The following is a 21,311-nucleotide window of genomic DNA, read 5'->3' as shown; positions in this document are numbered from 1 at the left end:
GATGATTCTATAGATATCGGAGAACGTGGTATTAGTTTTACTTTACATGATCCGGCTTATGGCGGTGATAAATTCTCACCTGCTATTATCGGAAATGGTACTAAATATAAGTACTTACTTTATTTTGATAATAATTTCCCTTACATTCACCAGAATCTTATTAAGATTAGTCTTGGTACATCCTATACGGTTAATGCGGGAATTGATGTATTTGATACAATGACACTTGCACAGGGATCTTATGTAACATCAGAAGTTACATTCCCTTCAGGAGTAGTAGAAGCATCTGCTGATGATCTTCATACAGCTACTTATGTTAAGGGATCACTTGAGTCAAGCGCACTTAACCAGAGACTCTTTGTAGATGATTATACAAATGTTTCTACAGTTAAGAGTGGTCTTTCAAAGATTGGTTATTCATTTGTAATAGGTCTCATCTCAAGTATTATCGCTTATGTTCTTGGCGTTTCACTTGGTATTGCAATGGCAAGACACAAGGATAAAGCTATTGATAAGATTGGAACAGCATACATAGTATTTGCTATAGCAGTTCCTTCACTTGCTTATATCTTCATGGTTAAAGCAATTGGTGGTTCAGCAGGACTTCCTACAACCTTTGATATGGAGTCTACAAGCAAACTCATGTATGTGCTGCCTATCATATCTCTTTCTATTAAGAGTATCGCAGATCTTATGAAATGGCTCAGAAGATATATGATTGATCAGCAGAACTCAGATTATGTTAAGTTCGCTAAGGCATGTGGTCTTACTGATAATGAAATATTCAGAAAGCACATTTTCAAAAATGCTGTTATTCCGATAGTTCATGGTATTCCCGGAACTATTCTTGCAGCACTTGTAGGTGCGATCATTACTGAGAAAGTATATGTTGTACCTGGTGCAGGTAATCTTCTTGTAGAAGCTATTGCCAAGTATGATAACGGCGTAATTGTTGGTGTAACTCTTTTCTATACACTTCTTGGTATTACATCAGTAATACTTGGAGATATCCTTATGGCTATGTTTGATCCGAGAATCTCATTCTCAGATAAGGCTAGATAATATTAGATCATCTTGTATAGAACAGGATAAGAATTATCAACAACTTGTAATAAAAAAATGCGGCATTGCCGCTTGGAAATGAGGAAATTATGTCTGAAAAATTCGAGTTAAAAGATGATTTGGAAGGCATGTCTGAAGAAGAGCTTTTCTCTTTTGATGAGCATGATAAATCAGAAGCGGAAAAAATCACAGCTCCAAGATATTCTTATTGGAAGTCTGTTTTCCGTGTATTCTTTAAAAAGAAGATCAATATCGTTATGCTCCTGATATTGCTTTTCCTTATAGCATTTGCATATATTTATCCTATGTTCTCAGGATATGATAAGTTTGCAAATATTACAGATGCTACGATGAAGCATCTTACACCGGCAGCTTCAATTGCTAAGAATGGTTTTTCTATTCATGAAATACTTGGCCGTGGTGGTTCAGGTGAATCCACATTTGATGCTGTATGGAATGGTGCAAGGATTTCAATTTCATTTGCATTTACATGTGCGATCATTAACATGACTCTTGGTGTAATCATTGGTGCTATTTGGGGATTCTCCAAAAAGTTTGATCTCATTATGACAGAGGTTTATAACATTGTTGGTAACGTACCTTTGACATTGGTAGTTTCAGTACTTGTACTTGTACTTTCATCCAGTTTTGCGACCATGGTTTTTGCAATGACAGTAACAGGATGGATATTCATAGCCTACTTCTTTAGAACGCAGGTAATTATTATAAGAGATAGAGAGTACAATCTTGCATCGCGCTGTCTTGGAACATCAATATTCAAGATTGCGATCAGAAACATCCTGCCTTTCATGACATCAATCATAGTTACACTTGCTGCAGCAGAGATACCTTCTTATATTTCTTATGAGGTATTCCTTTCCTACATCGGAATGGGTATGGCTGATATGTCTCTTGGTAAACTGATATACCAGTATGAAAGTTCGATGGCAATTTCAGGATGGCAGTTCGAGTTCTGGAGCCCTGTAGTAGTCGTATCAATTATTACAGTCGTACTGTATGTAGTAGGCCAGAACCTTGGTGATGCTTCAGATCCTAGAACACATATGTAAGGGGATAGATAAAGAAATGGCAGAAGATAAGAAAGTATTATTGTCAGTCAAGGACCTCGTAGTTAAATTTCATGTAAGAGGACGTATCCTTACTGCAATACGAGGAATTTCATTAGACATTTATGAAGATGAATCAATCGCTATCGTAGGTGAGTCAGGTTCAGGTAAGTCTGTATTTACTAAGACATTTGCTGGAATGCTTGATAGTAACGGATTTATCGATAAGGGTGAGATTGTTTATAACGATCTTGATCTTGCAGATACCAAAGTTTCATACAATTCATTTGCTCATAAAATGATCAATAAGTATAAGGCTAAGCTTGATGACTGTTCCGGACTTGAATTTGGTGCTGAAACTTATAAGAAGATCAGAGCTCTTGAAAAAGAAAGAGATGCCAAGATGGATCTCAACGAAGAAGAGCGCGAGAAGATTGCTAACAAGCTTGAAAATCTTAAGTACGAGCGTACAGAGATTTTCAACAAGCGTCAGACATATAATCCTAAAACTGAGAAGCACCTTATAAAAGAGGCTGGTCAGAAGATCAAGGAATATGATGAACAGATCAAGGAACTTAAAGCTAAGAAGGATGAAGCTGTAAAAAAACATATAGCTGAATTTGAAGCTGACACTAAGACCAAAGAGTATTACAGCTCTGAGATAGCTAAGCTTAAAACTACATATCAGGAAGAAATTTCTCGCCCTGTTACGGAAGAGCAGAAGAAGAGAAATGAAGTTCTTGCCAAGGAAATGTACCTTTCAGGCGGACGTTATGGATACTTTAGAGCATACAAGCTTATGGGTGGTCTTTTTGATGCTATCAAAAAGGCAATGAAGATCGGTGTAGATCTTGACAATGAAGAAGCTCGTAATCAGGTATTTGATACAGTTGCATTCCATGTACGCTATGTAGATGAGACTGAAGATACTCTTCACGGCGTTGCAATTCTTAATATTGCTGACGTTAAGGAGAAAGAGGACTGGGCTCAGATAAGAGGTAATAAGATAGCTACAGTATTCCAGGATCCTATGACATCTCTTAACCCAATCATTACTATCGGTAAGCAGATAACTTCTATCATTATGAAGCATCAGCAGTGTACTGAAGCTGAAGCTCGTGTAAGAGCACTTACACTTATGAAGAAGGTTGGTATTCCTAATGCAGAGAATCGTTTTGATGACTACCCGTTTGAGTATTCAGGTGGTATGAGACAGCGTATAGTTATAGCTATTGCTCTTTCATGTCAGCCTAAGATTCTTATTTGTGATGAGCCTACAACAGCTCTTGATGTTACTATTCAGGCACAGATCCTGCAGCTTCTTAAAGATCTGCAGAAAGAGTTCCATTATACAATAGTATTCATTACACATGACCTTGGAGTAGTTGCTAATATAGCTGATCGTGTAGCTGTTCTTTATGCAGGACAGATTGTTGAGTATGGTACTGTAGATGAAGTATTCTATGATCCTCATCATCCATACACATGGGCACTTTTGTCCTCACTTCCTCAGCTTGCTAAGCCTAATGAAGATCTGTTCTCTATCACAGGAACACCTCCGTCACTGTATAATGATATAGAAGGTGATCCATTTGCACCTCGTAACCAGTATGCTTTGAAGATCGATTCTGTTAAGGAACCACCTATGTTCAAGGTTACTGATACTCATTATGCCAAGACATGGCTTCTTGATCCTCGTTCTCCTAAGGTTGAAAAGCCTGAAGGAATTTGTAACATTCACGAGACGCTGATCAAGGCGTTCAATATCTAATAGATGGAGATACACAAAGTGGCTAATACATATGAAAAGAACAATACAGCATCTCATTTTCCTGAAAAAGGACCTATCGATGAGAAGACAGGAAAAGAGATACTGTTGTCCGTAAAAGATATAGATATTACATTCGGTAAAGGAGCTGACGCTGTTAAGGCTGTACAGGATGCATCATTTGATATTTACAAGGGCGAGACATTCTCTCTTGTTGGTGAATCCGGTTCAGGTAAGACAACAATTGGCCGTGCCGTAATCAGAGTTAACCCTCTTGCTAAGGGTGAGATAGATTATAAGGGTGTTCGTATCTCTGGTAAGATACCGCATTCTCTTGATCGTGAAGTAATAAGAAACGTACAGATGGTATTCCAGGATCCTGCTGCATCTCTTAACGAGCGTGCTACAGTTGATTACATCGTCTCAGAAGGTCTTTACAACTTCCACCTTTTTAAGGATGAAGCTGACAGAGTTCAGAAAGTAGAGAATATTATCAACGAAGTTGGTCTTCTTCCTGAGCATCTTACTCGTTATCCTCATGAGTTCTCTGGTGGACAGAGACAGCGTGTAGGCCTTGCAAGAGCAATGGTAATGGAACCTGAACTTGTTGTAGCTGATGAGCCTATTTCAGCTCTTGATGTTTCTATCAGAGCCCAGGTTCTTAATCTTATGAATAAGTTCAAAAAGGAAAAGGGTGTAACTTACCTTTTCATAGCTCATGACCTTTCAATCGTAAGATTTATTTCTGATAGAATCGGTGTTATTTATAAGGGACGTATTGTGGAAGTAGCAGATTCTGAAGAGCTGTTTAATTTCCCTCTTCATCCATATACAAAATCCCTTATTTCAGCTATTCCGCTTCCGGATCCTAAGCTTGAGAAGCGTAAGAAGCTTTTGACATACGATGCAAGTCAGCATGACTATTCAACTGATAAGCCATCTATGGTAGATATAGGTCATAACCATTTCGTATATGGTAATGCCAAAGAGATAGAAGAATACAAGAAGATTCGTGAAGCTAACATTCCTGTTAAGTCAATCACCATCATGACAGATGAAGAACTTGCTAATCAGGAGACAACAGTAGGAGATGCTACTATTGATGAGGATATTCTTAAGAATACACCTATTCATGATACAGGTGCTCTCTGGCTTACAGTGCTTACATTTTTCCTTCCTATTCTCGGTCTTATCCTTATGGCTGTATTTAAGAAAAAGCACTATGCACGTAACTACAGAAGAGTAAAAACAGGTACTATTACAGGACTTATCTTTATTGGTGCCATAATAGTATTGTTCCTGTTAGCCCTTCTATATGCACTGAAATAATTATTTAGTATTTTATGTAGGTATCAAAGGGGAACTTTTGATACCTATATTATTTTTTATAGTTCGTGATATTACTTGCGACACGAGGTTTAGTATGGGTAATAGATATATAAGAACTGATAGACCAAAGCCTGACAGGATTAAGCAAGCAGAGGTTAATAATGATCATTTATTAAGACGTCTTATTCTGACTCTGGTATTTGTAGGTATTGCAGTAGCTTCTTTTGCATATGCGGTATGGCTTCTTAACAATGCTGATTCCGGATGGACTGTTATAGAAGTGGATTCTACTAGTGATATAAATCTTGGTGATGAATTTACACTTGAGTACAATCTTGGACAGGAGGGAGTATCATCAACAGCAGAGAAGAAAGCAATAGTCCCTGTTTATTCACAGGCTATGGTCAATTACTACAGACTTTTTAGTCCTAATAATATATATTCTGATGTTTATAATCTTTGCTATATAAGCTATAATCCTGAAACTGAAATAGTTGTAGATGAGGATCTGTATTACGTATTTGAAATGCTTGATAAGTATGATAACAGATCTATATATCTTGCACCGGCACTTGCATATTATACTGCTGTATTTAACAGTACATCTGATTCAGAGGCTGCAGTATATGATCCTTCAAAGGATGCAGATATTTTGGAATATGTATCAGAAGTTGCAGAATTTGCAGCAGATCCTGATAGTATCAATATAGAGCTTTTGGGAGATAATACTATCATACTTCATGTATCGGATGAGTATAAAGCTTTCTGTGAAGAAAATGAGATCACAGAGCTTCTTGATCTTGGATGGCTTAGAAATGCCTTTGTTGCTGATCTTACAGCAGATAAGTTAAAAGAGGCTGGTCTTACTAACGGGTATCTGTTTTCTGATGATGGAGTTACGGTTAATCTAAGTAGCGATACAGACTTTTCTTTGAATATATATTATTCTGATGGAGATAATGTAGCTGTTTCTTCGGAATACCCTTACAGAGGACCAAAGAATATTGTATGGCTCAAAAATTTCCTTGCAACCAAGGAAGATGTCGGCAATTTTTATATGTATCAGGATGGAACAGAGGTGTCATATTATATAAAGGCAGACGGTACCTCAGATACAGGATCTACAAGTTTGTATCTTCTATCAGATGTTGATGATAGCACATGTGCAGATATGGTTCTGTCAGCTTATGATATCTTTATAAACGCGCAAAGTAATGAAACACTTGATACTGATGCACTTAGTAATCTTACTTCAAAAGGTATATATAGTATCTATGTAATAGATGGCGAGATCAAAGAAACAAAATAGTAAAACAAAACGTAAAAACGAATAAATAGCACTTCATTAGTACTAAATGAAAGGCATAATAAAGGGGGACCTTGAGATATGAAATTTAATGAAATGAAGTATACAAGACCTGATATCGAGCAGGTCAAAAAAGACTTTGCAGATCTCACTAAAAGAATGGAGAACGCAGAAAGCGGCGAAGAGCAGTGGCAGATCCATCAGGAGTATTATGATCTTAACGAGCATGTTATGACTCAGGCAGTTATAGCAGAGATAAGACATGACGTTGATATGACTGATGAATTCTATGAAAAAGAAAATGACTTCTGGAATGAAGTAAATCCCATACTTGCTAATGTAAGTGTTGAGTACAAAAAGAAACTCCTTCATTCAAAATTCAGACCATATCTTGAAGAGAAGATCGGTAAGGTTGCATTTAAAAATATGGAACTTGCAGAAGCATCTGTTTCTGAGAAGATCCTTCCACTTATGCAGGAAGAAAATAAGCTTCAGGATGAGTATAATAAGCTTCTTGCAACTGCTAAGATCGATTGGAATGGTGATACACTTAACCTTTCACTTATGAATCCATATCTTAACAGCTCAGATCCTGAAGTCAGAAAAGAGGCATGGAAGAAGTATTCAGCTTTCTATGAGTCTAATTCGGAAGCACTTGATGATATTTATGACAAGCTTGTAAAGAACAGGACCAAGCAGGGCGAAGAGATGGGACACAAGAACTATCTTCCTCTTGGCTATGCCCGTATGCAGCGCAATAACTATGGACCGGATGATCTTAAGTCTTTCAGAGAACAGGTCAAAAGAGATTTTGTGCCTTTTGCAGAAAAGCTTCATGACATAAGAAGAAAGAGACTTGGTCTTTCAAAGCTTCACTTTGAGGATGAAGGTGTATACTTTGCAAATGGTAATCCTGCACCGATCGGAACTCCTGAGCAGATACTTGAAGCCGGACGTAAGATGTATAATGAGCTCTCGCCTGAAACTGCTGAGTTCATGAACTTCATGTGCGATAATGACCTTTTTGACGTACTTGGACGTAAGACCAAAAAGACAGGCGGATACATGACATATCTTCCTGACTATAAATCTCCATTTATTTTTGCAAACTTCAATGGTTCATCATCTGATGCTGACGTTATAACACATGAGTGTGGACATGCATTCCAGGGCTTTGTTGTAAGAAATGAGCTTGTAAGAGAGTACCAGGATATTACAATGGAGACTGCAGAGACTCACTCCATGTCTATGGAATTCTTTACAGAGCCATGGATGAATCTGTTCTTTGGTGATCGTGCTAAAGATTATGTGGATATGCATTTTGAAGATTCATGTCTCTTTATTCCATACGGAACAATGGTAGATGAGTTCCAGCATATAGCTTATGAAAATCCGGGGCTTTCACCTAAGGATAGAAATGGTGTATGGCATGATCTTGAACGCCAGTACAAACCACATCTTGATTACAGCGGAAATCCATATTACGAAGGTGGCGCTTTCTGGCAGAACAAGCATCATATCTATGATAGCCCGCTTTATTACATTGATTATTGTATTGCAGGAACTGATGCTCTTCAGTACAAGGTATGGATGGACAAGGATTATAAGGCAGCCTGGAACAGTTACCTTGAGCTTTGTAAACTCTCTGCATCAGACTTTTTTGACAGTATGATCACAAGAGTAGGACTTAACAATCCATTCGAAGACGGATGTCTTAAAAATGTTGTTAAGCAGCTTGAAAGCAGTATGCTCTGATTTTTTTGACTAAAAGGTCAAAAAACTGTTGACAAATGTATATATATTTATAATAATAAAAGCATCGGTTTGGTTACGGGCCGGTAAATACTAAAGAAAGTGAGGTAAAGATAAATGATTAACTTAGTGACATTTAATGCGGATGTATTTCATTTTAATAAGATCAATACTTTTGATATTGCTTTACCTCATGGTTATATATTTGAATTAGGAGTAGAGTAGCTATTTGTATATGCTCTGATAATTTGAATATTTTATTATGGAATTAACCAGGTAAAGTGCACTTACCTGGTTTTTTTATGCACTTTTTTACAGATGCTTTTAGATATGTTTTTAGATTTATGAAGGAGGAAACTAATGAAGACACTTAGAAGCTACGTGCAAGAGCACATTGTGACATATACTATTGCAATTATCTTCATGTTAATTGCTATTGCACTTGACATGATGTTTCCTAAAGTTACTGAGCTTATAGTTAATGAAGTAATTATAGGACAGGATTTCTCAAGATTTTATCTGTTTCTTGCTGCAATCGTTATGATCGGAATTGGCCGAAGTGTATTTGGCTATTTCAAGGAATTTACATTTGACAGAAACTGCATAACCATCGGAACTGAGATGCGTAAGGATTTATTTAATCATATTCAGGGACTGTCACTAGATTATTTCGACGATGCCAACACTGGTGAACTTATGGCAAGGGTCAAGGATGATATAGACAAGATATACAACCTCGTAGGAATGGTTGCAATGCGAGGAATGGAAGTTACACTTAATGCAGTTTTGGTTTTGTATTTTATGTTCGACATAAATCCTGTTCTTACAATACTTCCTTTCACTTTTATGGTTCTATGTGGTGCAACTGCGATCTTTATGGAGAAAAAGCTTGATAGTATCTATGAAGATATCAGTGAAGAAAATGCAAAGCTTACAACAATTGCAGAAGAAAACCTTGCCGGAGTAAGAACAGTAAAGGCTTTTGCCAGAGAAGAATATGAAATTGATAAGTTTAAAAAGCATAACATAAGTTATTACAAGTACAACATGAAGGAAGCAATGGCTCTTATTCGCTTCTATCCCGTATTCCAGCTTGCAGGAACACTTCTTCCTGTTGCATGTGCTGTACTTGGCGGATTCTTTGTTATAAATGGAAATATGGACCTTGGAGAACTTACAGCATATATCATATACAGCCGAAACTGCACATGGCCTTTGGAAGAACTTGGCTGGATCACTAACGAATTTTCAAGCGCCATTGCGTCACTTAAGAAAGTCAGAAAGATATATAAGGTTCATTCAACACTTTCAATGTCACAAGAGCCAAAGCACTTGGACGAAGTTAAAGGAAGCATAGAATTTGATCATGTATCACTTGATTTTGGCGATAACCATATTCTTGAGGATATAAGCTTTAAGCTTACTCAGGGCAAAACACTTGGAATAATGGGCCAGACAGGATCAGGCAAATCTACAATTGTCAATCTTATACAGCGCTTTTATGATCCGACTAAAGGAACAATAAAGCTTGATGGACAGGATATAAAGGCGATGGACCTTAACCAGGTTAGAGAAGCGTCAGCAGTAGTGATGCAGGACGTATTTCTTTTTTCAGATACTATTAGTGAAAATATCCGCATGGGGCGTCGTGAGGAAATGACAGACGAGGAGATAACCAAAGCTGCGCACATGGCTAATGCAGATGCATTTATAGAAAAACTTGAAGACAAATATGACACTGTGATCGGTGAAAGAGGTGTAGGTCTTTCCGGCGGACAGAAACAGAGAATAAGTATAGCAAGAGCACTTTCCAAGAAGGCTCCAATACTGATACTTGATGATTCTACATCAGCTCTTGATATGGAGACAGAGGCAGAGATTCAGAAGACACTGTCTGATATCAAGGCGGTAACAAGAGTTATTGTAGCGCACAGAATATCTGCTGTAAGAGGCGCTGATGAAATCATATACCTTGATAACGGCCGTATCGCAGAAAGAGGAACACACGAAGAATTACTTAGAAAGAAGGGACTTTACTACGACACCTACATTGCTCAGTACGGCTCTCTTCAGGAAATGGAGGTAAGCGCATAATGGCTGCTAATTCTTTTAGAGAAGATGAGCATATCAAAAATAGCGACAGAAAGCTTATATTTGCCAGAATAATACGTTATTTAAGACCGCACATAAAAGAAATTATTCCGGTAATATTGTCTTTACTAATAACTGTTGCAATCAGTCTTGTAAGCCCTCTGCTCATCGAATATGCGATAGATGTGCATGTTGCCAATAAGAATATAAGAGGACTTCTTATTATAACGACTGTAGTAGCTTTACTTGGAATTGTTTATATGCTGTTTGTAAAGCTCAGAATGTATCTTATGAATAAAGTTGCCAATCAGATACTTCTTGATATAAGAGAAGAGCTTTACGAACATATTCAAAAGCTGTCATTTACATTTTTTGACTCAAGACCTACAGGTAAGATCCTGGCAAGGATAATAGGTGATGTTAATTCACTTAAAGACGTAATGTCTAACACCATTACAAATCTTATTCCTAACTTCATAACAGTTGCAGGAGTAGTGATCATCATGATGGTCAAAGACTGGAGGCTGGCACTTGGAACCCTGTGTTCACTGCCACTTATGGTAATTTCTATCTTTTATATAAGAGGCATGACTCATAGCAGATGGGCTGATATGAGAAAAAAGGCTTCAAACCTCAATGCATACGTTCATGAAGATATAGCAGGAATAGCTGTTGTTCAGAGCTTTCATGCAGAAGATGAAACAAGATCAACCTTTGAACAGCTTGCCAATAAACACAGAGATTCATATATTTCTGCCTGCAGGGCTGCAGACTTGTTCGGACCCGCAATTGATATGAGCTGGGCTATAAGCAGTATGATACTGTATCTTGTTGCAGTCAAAATACTTGGCTACACAGCAGCATCCGTTGGACTTATAGCTGCTTTTGCCAGCTACGCAAATATGTTCTGGAGCCCTATAATGGGACTTTCGAACTATTACAATCAGCTTGTTACCAACATATCAGCTGCAGAAAGAGTATTTGATATCCTGGATACAAAGCCTGAAATAGTGGACAAAAAGGATTCTGAAGATATTTCTGATATTGAAGGAACAGTAAGCTTTGAGCATGTAGGCTTTACTTACGATGAAGGAACTGAAGCTGAGAAAAAAGTCCTCGAGGATGTGAACTTTACGGCAAATCCCGGAGAAACAATTGCCCTTGTAGGACCAACAGGAGCAGGTAAGACAACAATAGTTAATCTTATAAGCAGATTTTATGATATCCAGAAAGGCAAAATACTTGTTGATGGTCAGGATATAACTGATGTTACTATTAAAAGCCTTAGGAAGCAGATGGGTATCATGACTCAGAATAATTTCATATTCAGCGGAACAGTCAGAGACAATATCATGTATGGAAAGCTTGATGCAACCGAAGAAGAAATGATAAGTGCCGCTAAAGCTGTAAATGCGCATGACTTTATCATGAAGCTGGAAAAAGGATATGATACTGTATTAAAAGAAAGAGGCGCAGGTCTTTCAATAGGTCAAAGGCAGCTCATAGCATTTGCAAGAACTATGATCTCACAGCCCAAGATCCTGATACTTGATGAAGCTACAAGTAATATCGATACACATACAGAGCTTCTGGTACAAAAAGGCATCCAGACAATGCTTAGGGGAAGAACAAGTTTTGTAATAGCTCACAGACTTTCTACAATAAAGAGCGCTGACAGAATATTTGTTATAAATGATGGCGGAATAGTAGAAAGTGGAAGCCATGACAGACTTATCCAGAAACACGGTGCATATTATGACCTGTATATGGCTCAGTTTGCATAATCATATGTAAAAATACAGTTGAAAAATGTTTGCAGGTATGTTATTCTAATCAAGGTCTGTTCGTATAGACAGATATAGTTTGGATTGCTATAACAGAATAAATTTGGAGGTCATTTTACAATGGCATTTGTAGTTAAACTTCTTGTAAATATTATATATTTGGGTGTTTGTGTAGGCCTTGTTGCAATTATCATTTCACAGCAGGGTAAGACACAGAGTCTTGGAGCTCTTACAGGTCAGGCTAGTACTGATACATATTGGGCTAAGAACAAAGGACGTTCTAAAGAAGGAAGACTTAGAACAGCTACAATCGTTCTTACAGTTCTTTTCTTCGCACTTTCTATATTCCTTAATACAGGAATCGTAGACTGATTTATAGAACCATTACGCGGCACTCTATTTATAGGGTGTCGCTTTTTTCTTTTTATAACGAGCAAAAAGCGAAGCGTTTGCGAGTTTAACTTAAAATTATGGGTAGTTCACAATAAGTTTTTAAAGAGAGTATATTTCATTTATAATAATAAGTAGCAGTGTATATTTTTAATAATGACTAGCAGTATTTATAATAATAACTAGCAGTATTTATAATAATAACTAGCAGTATTTATTTTTAATAATAATTGGCAGTATTTACAGGTTTGACTTCAAAAATTATTCACGATAATAGGTTTGCCGCGTATGTCCGGCAGACCCAAACAAGAGTATAGCCCTTGATTGAAGGGTATATTACTCATTTTGCTTGCAGTATGAGGTTAATAATGGCAAATAAAAGAAGGAAAAATGAACAGGAAACATTTATGATAGCGCAGGATCGCAAGGCTATGGTCAACGCTTTCATTCATGATGATAAATATTCACCAATGAAGGAAAAAGAGCTTGCTGTCTTTCTGCAGGTTGAAAAGGAAGACAGAAATGAACTTGCGCAGATTCTGGAAGACCTTATTAAAGAAGGTCAGATAATAAGAAATAACAGAGGCAGATATCTTAAGTCAGATGTCGGGATCATAGGTGTATTCACAAGTAACAGCAGAGGATTTGGCTTTGTAACTGTCGAAGGAAGAGATGAAGATATCTATATTCCTGAGGGAGATACGGGCAATGCCTTCCTTGGAGACACAGTAGCTGTAGAGCTTAAGGCAGCACAGGCCGGTAAAAGAGAAGAAGGCCGCATAATAAGAATTGTAATGCGTGCAATGACTGAAGTTGTCGGAACTTATGAAAGCTCCAAAACCTTTGGCTTTGTAAGAGCAGATAATAATAAAATCCCGAACGATATCTTTGTTCCAAAGGAACGCAGTAAGGGCGCAGTGTCAGGAGATAAGGTAGTAGTTGAGATCACAGATTATGGCGACAGCGAAACAGGCAAAAATCCTGAAGGAAAAGTCAAAGAGATAATCGGTAATATCAATGATCCTGGTGTTGATATCATTTCTATCGTAAAAGGATATGAGATTCCAAGCCAGTTCCCTGAAAGAGTTATGAATCAGGCAATGCGCACTGCTGATGAAGTAAGTGAAGCGGATATGCTTGGAAGAAAAGACCTTAGAGATGTCCAGATGGTGACAATCGACGGCGAAGAAAGTAAAGATCTTGATGATGCAGTAAGCGTAAGCATAGATGATGAAGGCTTCTATCATCTTGGCGTACATATCGCAGACGTAGCCAATTATGTGCAGGAAGGCTCTGCCCTTGACAGAGAAGCACTAAAGCGCGGAACAAGCGTATATCTTGTAGACCGCGTAATACCCATGCTTCCGCATAAACTCTCAAATGGCATCTGCTCCCTTAATCATGGAGAAGACAGACTTGCCATGAGCTGCCTTATGAAGATTGATGACAAGGGCAATATTGTAGATCATGAAATAGTAGAATCCGTTATCAACGTAGATGAGCGAATGACCTATACAAGTGTAGGCAAGATCATAGTTGATAATGATGAAGAGGAAAAAGAGAAATATAAAGAGCTCGTCCCAATGTTCGAGCAGATGTATGAGCTTGCCAAGATCCTTAAAAAGCGCAGATCAGAGCGAGGCTCTATAGAATTTGATTCAGTTGAGGCCAAGATAAAGCTTGATACAGAAGGTAACCCTGTAAGTATTGAAAAAGAAGAAAGGGGTCCTGCCAACGAGCTTATCGAGGATTTCATGCTTGCTGCAAATGAAACTGTAGCCCAGCATTTTTACTGGCTTCAGGTTCCATTTGTATACAGAACACATGAACAGCCATCTGAAGCTAAGATTGATACGCTCACAAACTTCATAAGAGGTTTTGGCTATCATCTTAATATCCGTCAGGATGAGATAAGACCTATGGAGATTCAAAAGCTCCTCTCCAAGATACAAGGAAGCAGAGAAGAGTCCATAATAAGCAGAGTGGCCCTGCGAAGCATGATGCAGGCTAAATATACGACAGAATGTGTAGGTCACTTTGGCCTTGCACTCCAGTATTACTGTCACTTCACCTCTCCCATAAGACGTTATCCGGATCTTCAGATTCACAGGATCATCAAGGATAGCATAAGAGGAAGACTTGATGAAAAGAAACTTGCACATTATACTGAAATTCTGCCGGAAGTTGCCAAGCACTGCTCAGATACTGAAAGACGAGCTGATGATGCAGAACGTGATACAGATAAATTAAAGAAAGCCCAGTACATGGAGCAGCACATAGGAGAAGTATATGAAGGCGTCATCTCAGGTGTTACTGCCTGGGGAATGTTTGTAGAACTAGATAATACCTGCGAAGGAATGATAAGACTATCTGAACTTACAGATGATTATTATGTCTTTGATGAACAGAATTTCACTCTTACTGGAACAGATTTTGGAAGAGAATACAGACTCGGACAGAAAGTAAAGATCAAGGTAGTAGGAGCAGACAGACTTGAAAAGACTGTAGACTTCAGGATTGTAGATGAAGATACAGATCCTGATGATATACAGGTAAAGCCTGCTAAAAAGCACTATGTACTTAAACTCATGGAAGAAGAGGCCTTAAGGAAAAAGGATCAGGAGTCTAAAGAAGCAAAATCAATAAAAGCAACCGGCATAGATGATATTGACTTTAGCGATGGCGAAGATGATAATCTTATGACAGCGGCTGAACTTTTTGAGCATGAACGTAAGAAAAAGATGATCGAGGGCTATGAACCTGATGGCCGTACAGGAAGACCAAGGGAAAAGGGCAGAAGATCAAAAGATAGCAGATTCAGAAACGGAAGATCTAAAGTTGATGAATCTAAGGACAGAACCAGAAGATCCAAAGATGATGAGTCTGAGGACAGAATCAGAAAAGCTAAAGATGATGAACCTAAAGTCAGAAGCAGAAAATCCAAAGATGATGAATCTAAGGATAGAAGCAGAAAAGATAGATCATCCAAAGATAAGAGTCGCAGCTTTGCAGATAATGGTCCTAAAGAAAAAGGACGAAAGAAGTACAAAGTACACAAGTATAAGAAGTCTGCAACATCTAAAGCTGCCCGCAGCAGTCAGAACAAAAAGCGCTAATATAACTTGAAATGGAGAAGCAAAATGGCAGAAGAAAAGATAAAGCTGGTATGTAATAACAAGAAGGCATACCATGAATATTTTATCGAAGAAAAGTATGAAGCAGGAATAGAACTTGTCGGAACAGAAGTTAAGTCAATTCGCATGGGCAAGTGCAGTCTTGGAGAATCCTTTGTGGTGATCAAAGATGGCCAGGCTGACCTTTGCGGAATGAACGTAAGTCCTTATGAAAAGGGCAATATATTCAATAAGGATCCTCTCCGCGTAAGAAGACTTCTCCTTCACAAAAACGAGATCATGAAACTTGAACAGCAGGTTAAGGTCAAGGGATACACAATAGTTCCTCTTCAGGTCTATTTCAAAAAAGGCCGAGTTAAAGTAGAGATTGGCCTTGGCCGAGGCAAGAAGCTCTATGATAAGAGAGAAGCTGATGCTAAGCGAGATCAACAGAGAGAAGTAGAGAAAAATTACAAAATGCGTCTAAGGTGATGTCAAAACCTCCAAAAAGTATATGCTTTTTGGAGGTATTTTTTATACAATTTCATCAGTCTTTTAATATGTTTTTTATTTTCTATTGACATTATTGCGCGTATTGTGTAATATGACACTATGAAATGGGTTTCAAAATAAAATATATGTCAAATATCACAAATGATTGTGAAAACATTGTGAAAAAAGACATTAAGTATTGTAAAAACAACGGAAGTTAACTATTTATACATATCATATATGTGTTTTGGTTTAGAAACTTCCATTTTTTATCAACAATAAAGAAACCGATTTCAAAAAATTACATTCATTTGCATTAACGCGGGAGAGGAAAGTATGGGTAAGAAAAATGAAACTGTTAATGGGGTGGAGAAGATTAAGCCTCGCAAGTCATCTCTGACATTTGGACAGAAGATTTGGAGAAATCGTACACTTGTTCTTATGTGCATTCCGGCTATTATTTTCTTTATAGCTTTCAGCTATGCACCAATGCCGGGAATCTATGTTGCATTTGTTAAATACAACTATCGAAAAGGTATTTTCGGAAGTAACTTTATCGGACTTAAGAACTTTGAGTTCCTTGCTACATCAGGTAAGCTCGGTATGCTGACAAGAAATACCATTCTTTATAATCTGGCATTTATTCTGCTTGGTAATTTCTTCGCAGTATTCGTAGCAATACTTCTTAATGAGATCCAGAATAAATGGTTTAAGAAAGTTTCACAGACAATGATGTTCCTGCCTTACTTCATATCACAGGTTCTTATCGGACTTCTTGTTTATAACCTCTTAAACTATGATACCGGTTTCGTAAACAGTGTTCTTAAAGCACTGGGAACTCCTGAAGATAAACTTTTCAGCCCTTATTCAGATCCTAATGTATGGCCGGTACTTCTCGTAGTGATTCACCTGTGGCAGTCAACCGGATATAACTCGGTTGTATATTTCGCCTCCATCATGGGTATCGATGCAGAGATCATTGAAGCAGCAAGAGTTGATGGTGCCAATGCTTGGCAGAAGATCAGATACATTATTCTTCCAGGACTTCGTCAGACAGTAGTAATCCTTCTCCTGTTTGCTATCGGAGGAATTGTAAAAGGTAACTTCGGTCTGTTCTATAACATCATCGGTACAAACTCACTTCTGTATTCAACAACCGATATCATTGAGACATATGTATATCGTGCTACAATGACAGACTTCAACTTCTCAACAGCATCTGCTGTAGGTTTGTATCAGTCACTTATCGGATTTGCAATGGTTATGATCGTAAACTTCGTTGTTAAGAAGATTGATCCTGATTATTCACTTTTCTGATGAGATAACGCGACCTTTTGATCACTTCAAAAATGCATGGACTGCATATTTTGAAAAAATATTTTTCATAATACAGAACAGATAATTACAGATACCGAAATGGTATGGAGGATATAAATGGCTAAGAAAGATAAAAAAATTGATTATGATACATATGATTCAAGCGCCAGAGTTAAGCTTGGAACATCAGATTATATTATAAGAGGAGTTGGATACGTATTCGTAACACTTTATGCACTTGCCTGCTTATTCCCTTTCCTTTTGATCATCGGAACATCATTTACATCAGAAGCAGTTATAAGGTCACAGGGTGTTCAGCTTTTTCCTAAGGACTTTACAACAGAAGCTTATGACATGGTAATAGGTGGTGGAGCAATCTGGAAGTCATATCTTCTTACGATTGTTATGACACTTGTAGGAACAACAGTAGGACTTTTGATCATATCCATGACTGGTTATGCTCTTCAGAGAAAAGACTTTGTACTTAGAAATGTAATCTCATTCTTCATCTACTTCACAAGTCTTTTCCAGGCAGGACTTGCACCATATTACCTTCTTATGACACAGACATATCATCTTAAGGACAGCTACTTTGCAGTACTGCTTCCGCTTCTTATGTCACCTTGGCTCATCATCCTGATGAAGAACTTTGTAAAATCAATACCTTTTGAAATAACAGAGTCAGGCAAGATTGACGGAGCAGGAGATATGAAGATATTTACATCACTTATCCTTCCAATGCTTAAGCCTGCACTTGCTACAATAGGTCTTTTCCTTGCACTTGGTTATTGGAATGAGTGGTATCAGTCATCACTGTTCTTGAGCTCAAAGGTAGATGCATATCCACTTCAGTACATGCTTTACAAAGTAGTTAACGAAGCTAACTCACTTAAGAACTCAGTTGCAGCACAGTTTGTAACAGTTACAGATCTTCCTACAAACTCACTTAAGATGGCAACAGCAGTTGTAGCTACAGGTCCTATCGTTCTTCTGTATCCTTTCGTACAGAGATACTTCATTGGTGGTATTACAGTAGGTGCTGTAAAGGGTTAATACGAATTACATACAATAAATATAAAAGCTATAGTAACCGGAAGCTTATATATGAATAGTTTCCATAACAATGTAAGTTGACTGCAATAACGCAGTAACTAATAAATTTTTCAATTAGGAGGGTACTTAATGAAAAAGAAATTGCTTGCTTCACTTCTTTCACTCACTATGGTAGCAGGACTTGCAGCTTGCGGATCATCAGATGGTGGAACAGGAACAGACACAGGGGCAGAGAGCGGCACACAGGCTGCTGAAGATGCAGGTTCAGGGGATGCTGGCAGCACAACAGAGACAGCTTCTGAGATCGACACATCAGAGCATGTAAAGATCAAGTATATGACAACAGGTGGTAAGCCTGACAACACAGCTACAGATGATATGCTTGCTCAGCTCAATGCAATTCTTACAGAGAAGGTTAATGCAGAGCTTGAGATCTACTACATTGACTGGACAGATTATCTTTCAGTTTACAATCTTACACTTGCTCAGATGGACGGAACAGTTGATCTTGTCGGAACAGCTACTGACTGGCTTGATGCATGGCCAAATGCTAAGAACGGTGCATTCCTTGAACTCTCAGAAGAGATGCTTCAGACATATGCTCCTCAGACATGGGCTTCAGTTCCAGCAGAAAACTGGGAATACTGCAAATATGATGGAGAAATCTATCTGATGCCTGAAGATAATTATGCACAGTGGACTAACCACGGATTCTCATATCGTCTTGACTGGGCTAAGGAAGCTGGTCTTACAGATGGTGTTAAGAGCTGGGAAGACATGACAACATACTTCAAGTATGTTAAGGAAGCTTATCCTGATGTTCAGCCTTGGGATTCTGATGGTACACAGTATGCAACAATGGTTGGTGGATGGATTTCATCACACAGTAACTATGTATCAATCGATGGTATCAACTCCGGCGCTATGTGGGGTGGTACAAAGGATGACCTTTACACAATCTACAGCCCATATATCACAGATACAGATTCACTTGTTGAATTTGCTGAGCTCATGAAGGAATGGGATGAGATCGGTGTTTGGAAGACAGACGTTCTTAATAACACATCTTCTGATAACCGTGAAGACTTCCGTGTAGGTAAGACAGCTGCTGAGCAGCATCATACACAGACATGGACAGACCTTTGCTCACCTGGACATACTAACAACACAATCTTTGCTGATGACGATGATGCAGAAGTTGGATTCTTCTACTTTGGTGAAGAGACAGGTAATGTAACAGCTCTTTCAATCACACACGGTGCTATGGCTGTATCAGCTGCTTCAGAGAATCCTGAGAGAGCACTTATGGTTTATGACCTTCTTAGAAACGATGAAGAGTGCTACAGACTTTTCAATTATGGTATCGAAGGCGTTCAGTACAATGTTAACGATGAGGGTCTCAGAGAGACAATCGCAGATGCTGATTCTATCGTAACTAACTACTGGTGGGGCAGAAATGATGACCTCGAGATCAGAGATGCAACAATGAACTGGGATGCTATTGATGCTCTTTATGCAGAGTATGACGGAATCAAGATTGAATATCCTTATGGTCAGTTCATTCCTAACGTTGATTCTATCTCAACTCAGATTGACCAGATCAATGAGATTCATACTAACTATATGAAGCAGATCGCATTTGGTAAGTATTCAGGAACAGCAGAAGAGATCGTTGCTGAATATCAGCAGGCGCTTAAGGATGCAGGTATCGATGATGTAACTGCAGAACTTCAGGCACAGATTGATGCACTTTACAAGTAATTTCATAGTAATTCTTTAAATCCTTGGGGGGCGTATCTTCGGGTACGTCTCCATTTTTATAAAAAATATATAAAAAAATTTTGAACAAAATTATAAATACATAAAAAGCTTTACCGGATGTATCACTAAAAATAATACAGATACACTTACTAAATCTATAACAAAATAAATTAACAGATATATTAGTGAACATATTACTAAATATATTAGTTACTACATAAAATGTACTTATACTTTTGTTTAAAAACAAATACTTCAAAATGAGGTTACATATACATGAGCGGAATTGAAATTAAAGACAAATATTATCTTGATGGAGAAGAATTCCATCTCATATCAGGAGCGATACACTATTTCAGAGTAGTGCCTCAGTACTGGGAGGATAGACTTTGTAAGCTCCGCGCAATGGGATGTAATACAGTTGAAACCTATATTCCCTGGAATATGCATGAGCCAAAGGAAGGCGAATTTAATTTTGTCGGAATTCTTGATCTTGGTAAATTTATAGAGACAGCTAAAGAGACAGGACTTAATGTCATTCTTAGACCATCACCGTATATCTGTGCTGAATGGGAGTTCGGCGGATTACCTGCATGGCTTTTAAAAGAAGATGGAATGAAGCTGCGCTGCTCATATAAGCCATATCTTGATCATGTACGAAAGTATTATGACAAACTCATGCCATATATAAAGCCTTATATGTATGATAATGGCGGTCCTGTTATCATGATGCAGATAGAGAATGAGTATGGTTATTATGGTGATGACCATGCGTACATGGAATGGATGAAAGATCTGATCAGAAGTTACGGAATAAATGTTCCTCTCTTTACATCAGACGGACCATATGATGATGCCTTTACAGGTGGTAAAATACCTGGAATCCTGCAGACAGGTAACTTTGGTTCACATGCCAAAGAGCGTTTTGAGTTTATGCAAAAATATGTAGACGGACCTCTTTCCTGTATGGAATTCTGGCTTGGCTGGTTCGATGACTGGGGATCAGGCTTTCATCATACAACAAGT

Annotated in this window: 14 protein-coding genes and 1 pseudogene; all 15 read left to right on the top strand. The window is 38.0% G+C overall.

Annotation, left to right across the window (positions count from 1 at the left end; genetic code table 11):
• A partial coding sequence (locus K6G87_RS19170; RefSeq protein WP_296840891.1) for an ABC transporter permease occupies nt 1-1,062 on the top strand: 1,062 nt, incomplete at its 5' end.
• 89 nt (nt 1,063-1,151) lie between these two features.
• Nucleotides 1,152-2,132 (top strand): ABC transporter permease, encoded by a 981-nt coding sequence (locus K6G87_RS19165; RefSeq protein ID WP_296840888.1) that lies wholly within the window; start codon nt 1,152-1,154, stop codon nt 2,130-2,132.
• Between the two features lie 16 nt (nt 2,133-2,148).
• A complete protein-coding gene (locus tag K6G87_RS19835) occupies nt 2,149-3,900 on the top strand; it encodes an oligopeptide/dipeptide ABC transporter ATP-binding protein (RefSeq protein WP_330669958.1) in 1,752 nt (583 codons plus the stop codon).
• A gap of 18 nt (nt 3,901-3,918) precedes the next feature.
• The gene (locus K6G87_RS19150) at nt 3,919-5,226 is read left to right on the top strand and encodes an ATP-binding cassette domain-containing protein (RefSeq protein WP_296840885.1); all 1,308 of its coding nucleotides are present in this window, start codon (nt 3,919-3,921) and stop codon (nt 5,224-5,226) included.
• Between the two features lie 94 nt (nt 5,227-5,320).
• The gene (locus K6G87_RS19145) at nt 5,321-6,535 is read left to right on the top strand and encodes a hypothetical protein (RefSeq protein WP_296840882.1); all 1,215 of its coding nucleotides are present in this window, start codon (nt 5,321-5,323) and stop codon (nt 6,533-6,535) included.
• 78 nt (nt 6,536-6,613) lie between these two features.
• Nucleotides 6,614-8,287: a M3 family oligoendopeptidase gene (locus tag K6G87_RS19140; protein WP_296840879.1), complete on the top strand. Its 1,674-nt coding sequence runs from the start codon at nt 6,614-6,616 to the stop codon at nt 8,285-8,287.
• Between the two features lie 357 nt (nt 8,288-8,644).
• The gene (locus K6G87_RS19135) at nt 8,645-10,378 is read left to right on the top strand and encodes an ABC transporter ATP-binding protein (protein ID WP_296840876.1); all 1,734 of its coding nucleotides are present in this window, start codon (nt 8,645-8,647) and stop codon (nt 10,376-10,378) included.
• The gene (locus K6G87_RS19130) at nt 10,378-12,159 is read left to right on the top strand and encodes an ABC transporter ATP-binding protein (RefSeq protein ID WP_296840873.1); all 1,782 of its coding nucleotides are present in this window, start codon (nt 10,378-10,380) and stop codon (nt 12,157-12,159) included. Before K6G87_RS19135 ends, K6G87_RS19130 begins: the two co-directional genes overlap by 1 nt.
• 120 nt (nt 12,160-12,279) lie before the next feature.
• Nucleotides 12,280-12,531 (top strand): preprotein translocase subunit SecG, encoded by a 252-nt coding sequence (gene secG, locus K6G87_RS19125; protein ID WP_296840870.1) that lies wholly within the window; start codon nt 12,280-12,282, stop codon nt 12,529-12,531.
• 425 nt (nt 12,532-12,956) lie between these two features.
• Nucleotides 12,957-15,092: pseudogene (rnr, locus tag K6G87_RS19120) on the top strand (ribonuclease R); the annotation flags it as partial.
• A 597-nt stretch (nt 15,093-15,689) separates the two neighbouring features.
• Nucleotides 15,690-16,154: an SsrA-binding protein SmpB gene (smpB, locus tag K6G87_RS19115; RefSeq protein ID WP_296840867.1), complete on the top strand. Its 465-nt coding sequence runs from the start codon at nt 15,690-15,692 to the stop codon at nt 16,152-16,154.
• Nucleotides 16,155-16,490: 336 nt separating this feature from the next.
• Nucleotides 16,491-17,471 carry an ABC transporter permease gene (locus tag K6G87_RS19110; RefSeq protein ID WP_296840864.1) on the top strand — a complete coding sequence of 327 codons (981 nt, stop codon included), beginning with the start codon at nt 16,491-16,493 and terminating at the stop codon, nt 17,469-17,471.
• Between the two features lie 117 nt (nt 17,472-17,588).
• Complete coding sequence (locus tag K6G87_RS19105) at nt 17,589-18,524, top strand: carbohydrate ABC transporter permease (RefSeq protein WP_296840862.1); 936 nt, start codon at nt 17,589-17,591, stop codon at nt 18,522-18,524.
• Between the two features lie 129 nt (nt 18,525-18,653).
• On the top strand, nt 18,654-20,285 hold the full coding sequence (locus tag K6G87_RS19100) for an ABC transporter substrate-binding protein (protein ID WP_296840860.1): 1,632 nt from the start codon (nt 18,654-18,656) through the stop codon (nt 20,283-20,285).
• Between the two features lie 276 nt (nt 20,286-20,561).
• Nucleotides 20,562-21,311: beta-galactosidase (locus tag K6G87_RS19095; protein WP_296840858.1), on the top strand; the 750-nt coding region annotated here is incomplete at its 3' end.

The organism is Butyrivibrio sp. (genome assembly GCF_024699075.1).
The sequence above is the reverse complement of the archived record's forward strand: the minus strand, read 5'-3'. Positions and strand labels throughout refer to the sequence as shown.

What these genes read in the sequence shown, in the direction of transcription:
- K6G87_RS19165 (WP_296840888.1), top strand. Translation starts at nt 1,152, where the DNA reads ATGTCTGAAAAATTCGAGTTAAAAGATGATTTGGAAGGCATGTCTGAA.
- K6G87_RS19835 (WP_330669958.1), top strand. Translation starts at nt 2,149, where the DNA reads ATGGCAGAAGATAAGAAAGTATTATTGTCAGTCAAGGACCTCGTAGTT.
- K6G87_RS19145 (WP_296840882.1), top strand. Translation starts at nt 5,321, where the DNA reads ATGGGTAATAGATATATAAGAACTGATAGACCAAAGCCTGACAGGATT.
- K6G87_RS19140 (WP_296840879.1), top strand. Translation starts at nt 6,614, where the DNA reads ATGAAATTTAATGAAATGAAGTATACAAGACCTGATATCGAGCAGGTC.
- K6G87_RS19135 (WP_296840876.1), top strand. Translation starts at nt 8,645, where the DNA reads ATGAAGACACTTAGAAGCTACGTGCAAGAGCACATTGTGACATATACT.
- K6G87_RS19130 (WP_296840873.1), top strand. Translation starts at nt 10,378, where the DNA reads ATGGCTGCTAATTCTTTTAGAGAAGATGAGCATATCAAAAATAGCGAC.
- secG (WP_296840870.1), top strand. Translation starts at nt 12,280, where the DNA reads ATGGCATTTGTAGTTAAACTTCTTGTAAATATTATATATTTGGGTGTT.
- smpB (WP_296840867.1), top strand. Translation starts at nt 15,690, where the DNA reads ATGGCAGAAGAAAAGATAAAGCTGGTATGTAATAACAAGAAGGCATAC.
- K6G87_RS19110 (WP_296840864.1), top strand. Translation starts at nt 16,491, where the DNA reads ATGGGTAAGAAAAATGAAACTGTTAATGGGGTGGAGAAGATTAAGCCT.
- K6G87_RS19105 (WP_296840862.1), top strand. Translation starts at nt 17,589, where the DNA reads ATGGCTAAGAAAGATAAAAAAATTGATTATGATACATATGATTCAAGC.
- K6G87_RS19100 (WP_296840860.1), top strand. Translation starts at nt 18,654, where the DNA reads ATGAAAAAGAAATTGCTTGCTTCACTTCTTTCACTCACTATGGTAGCA.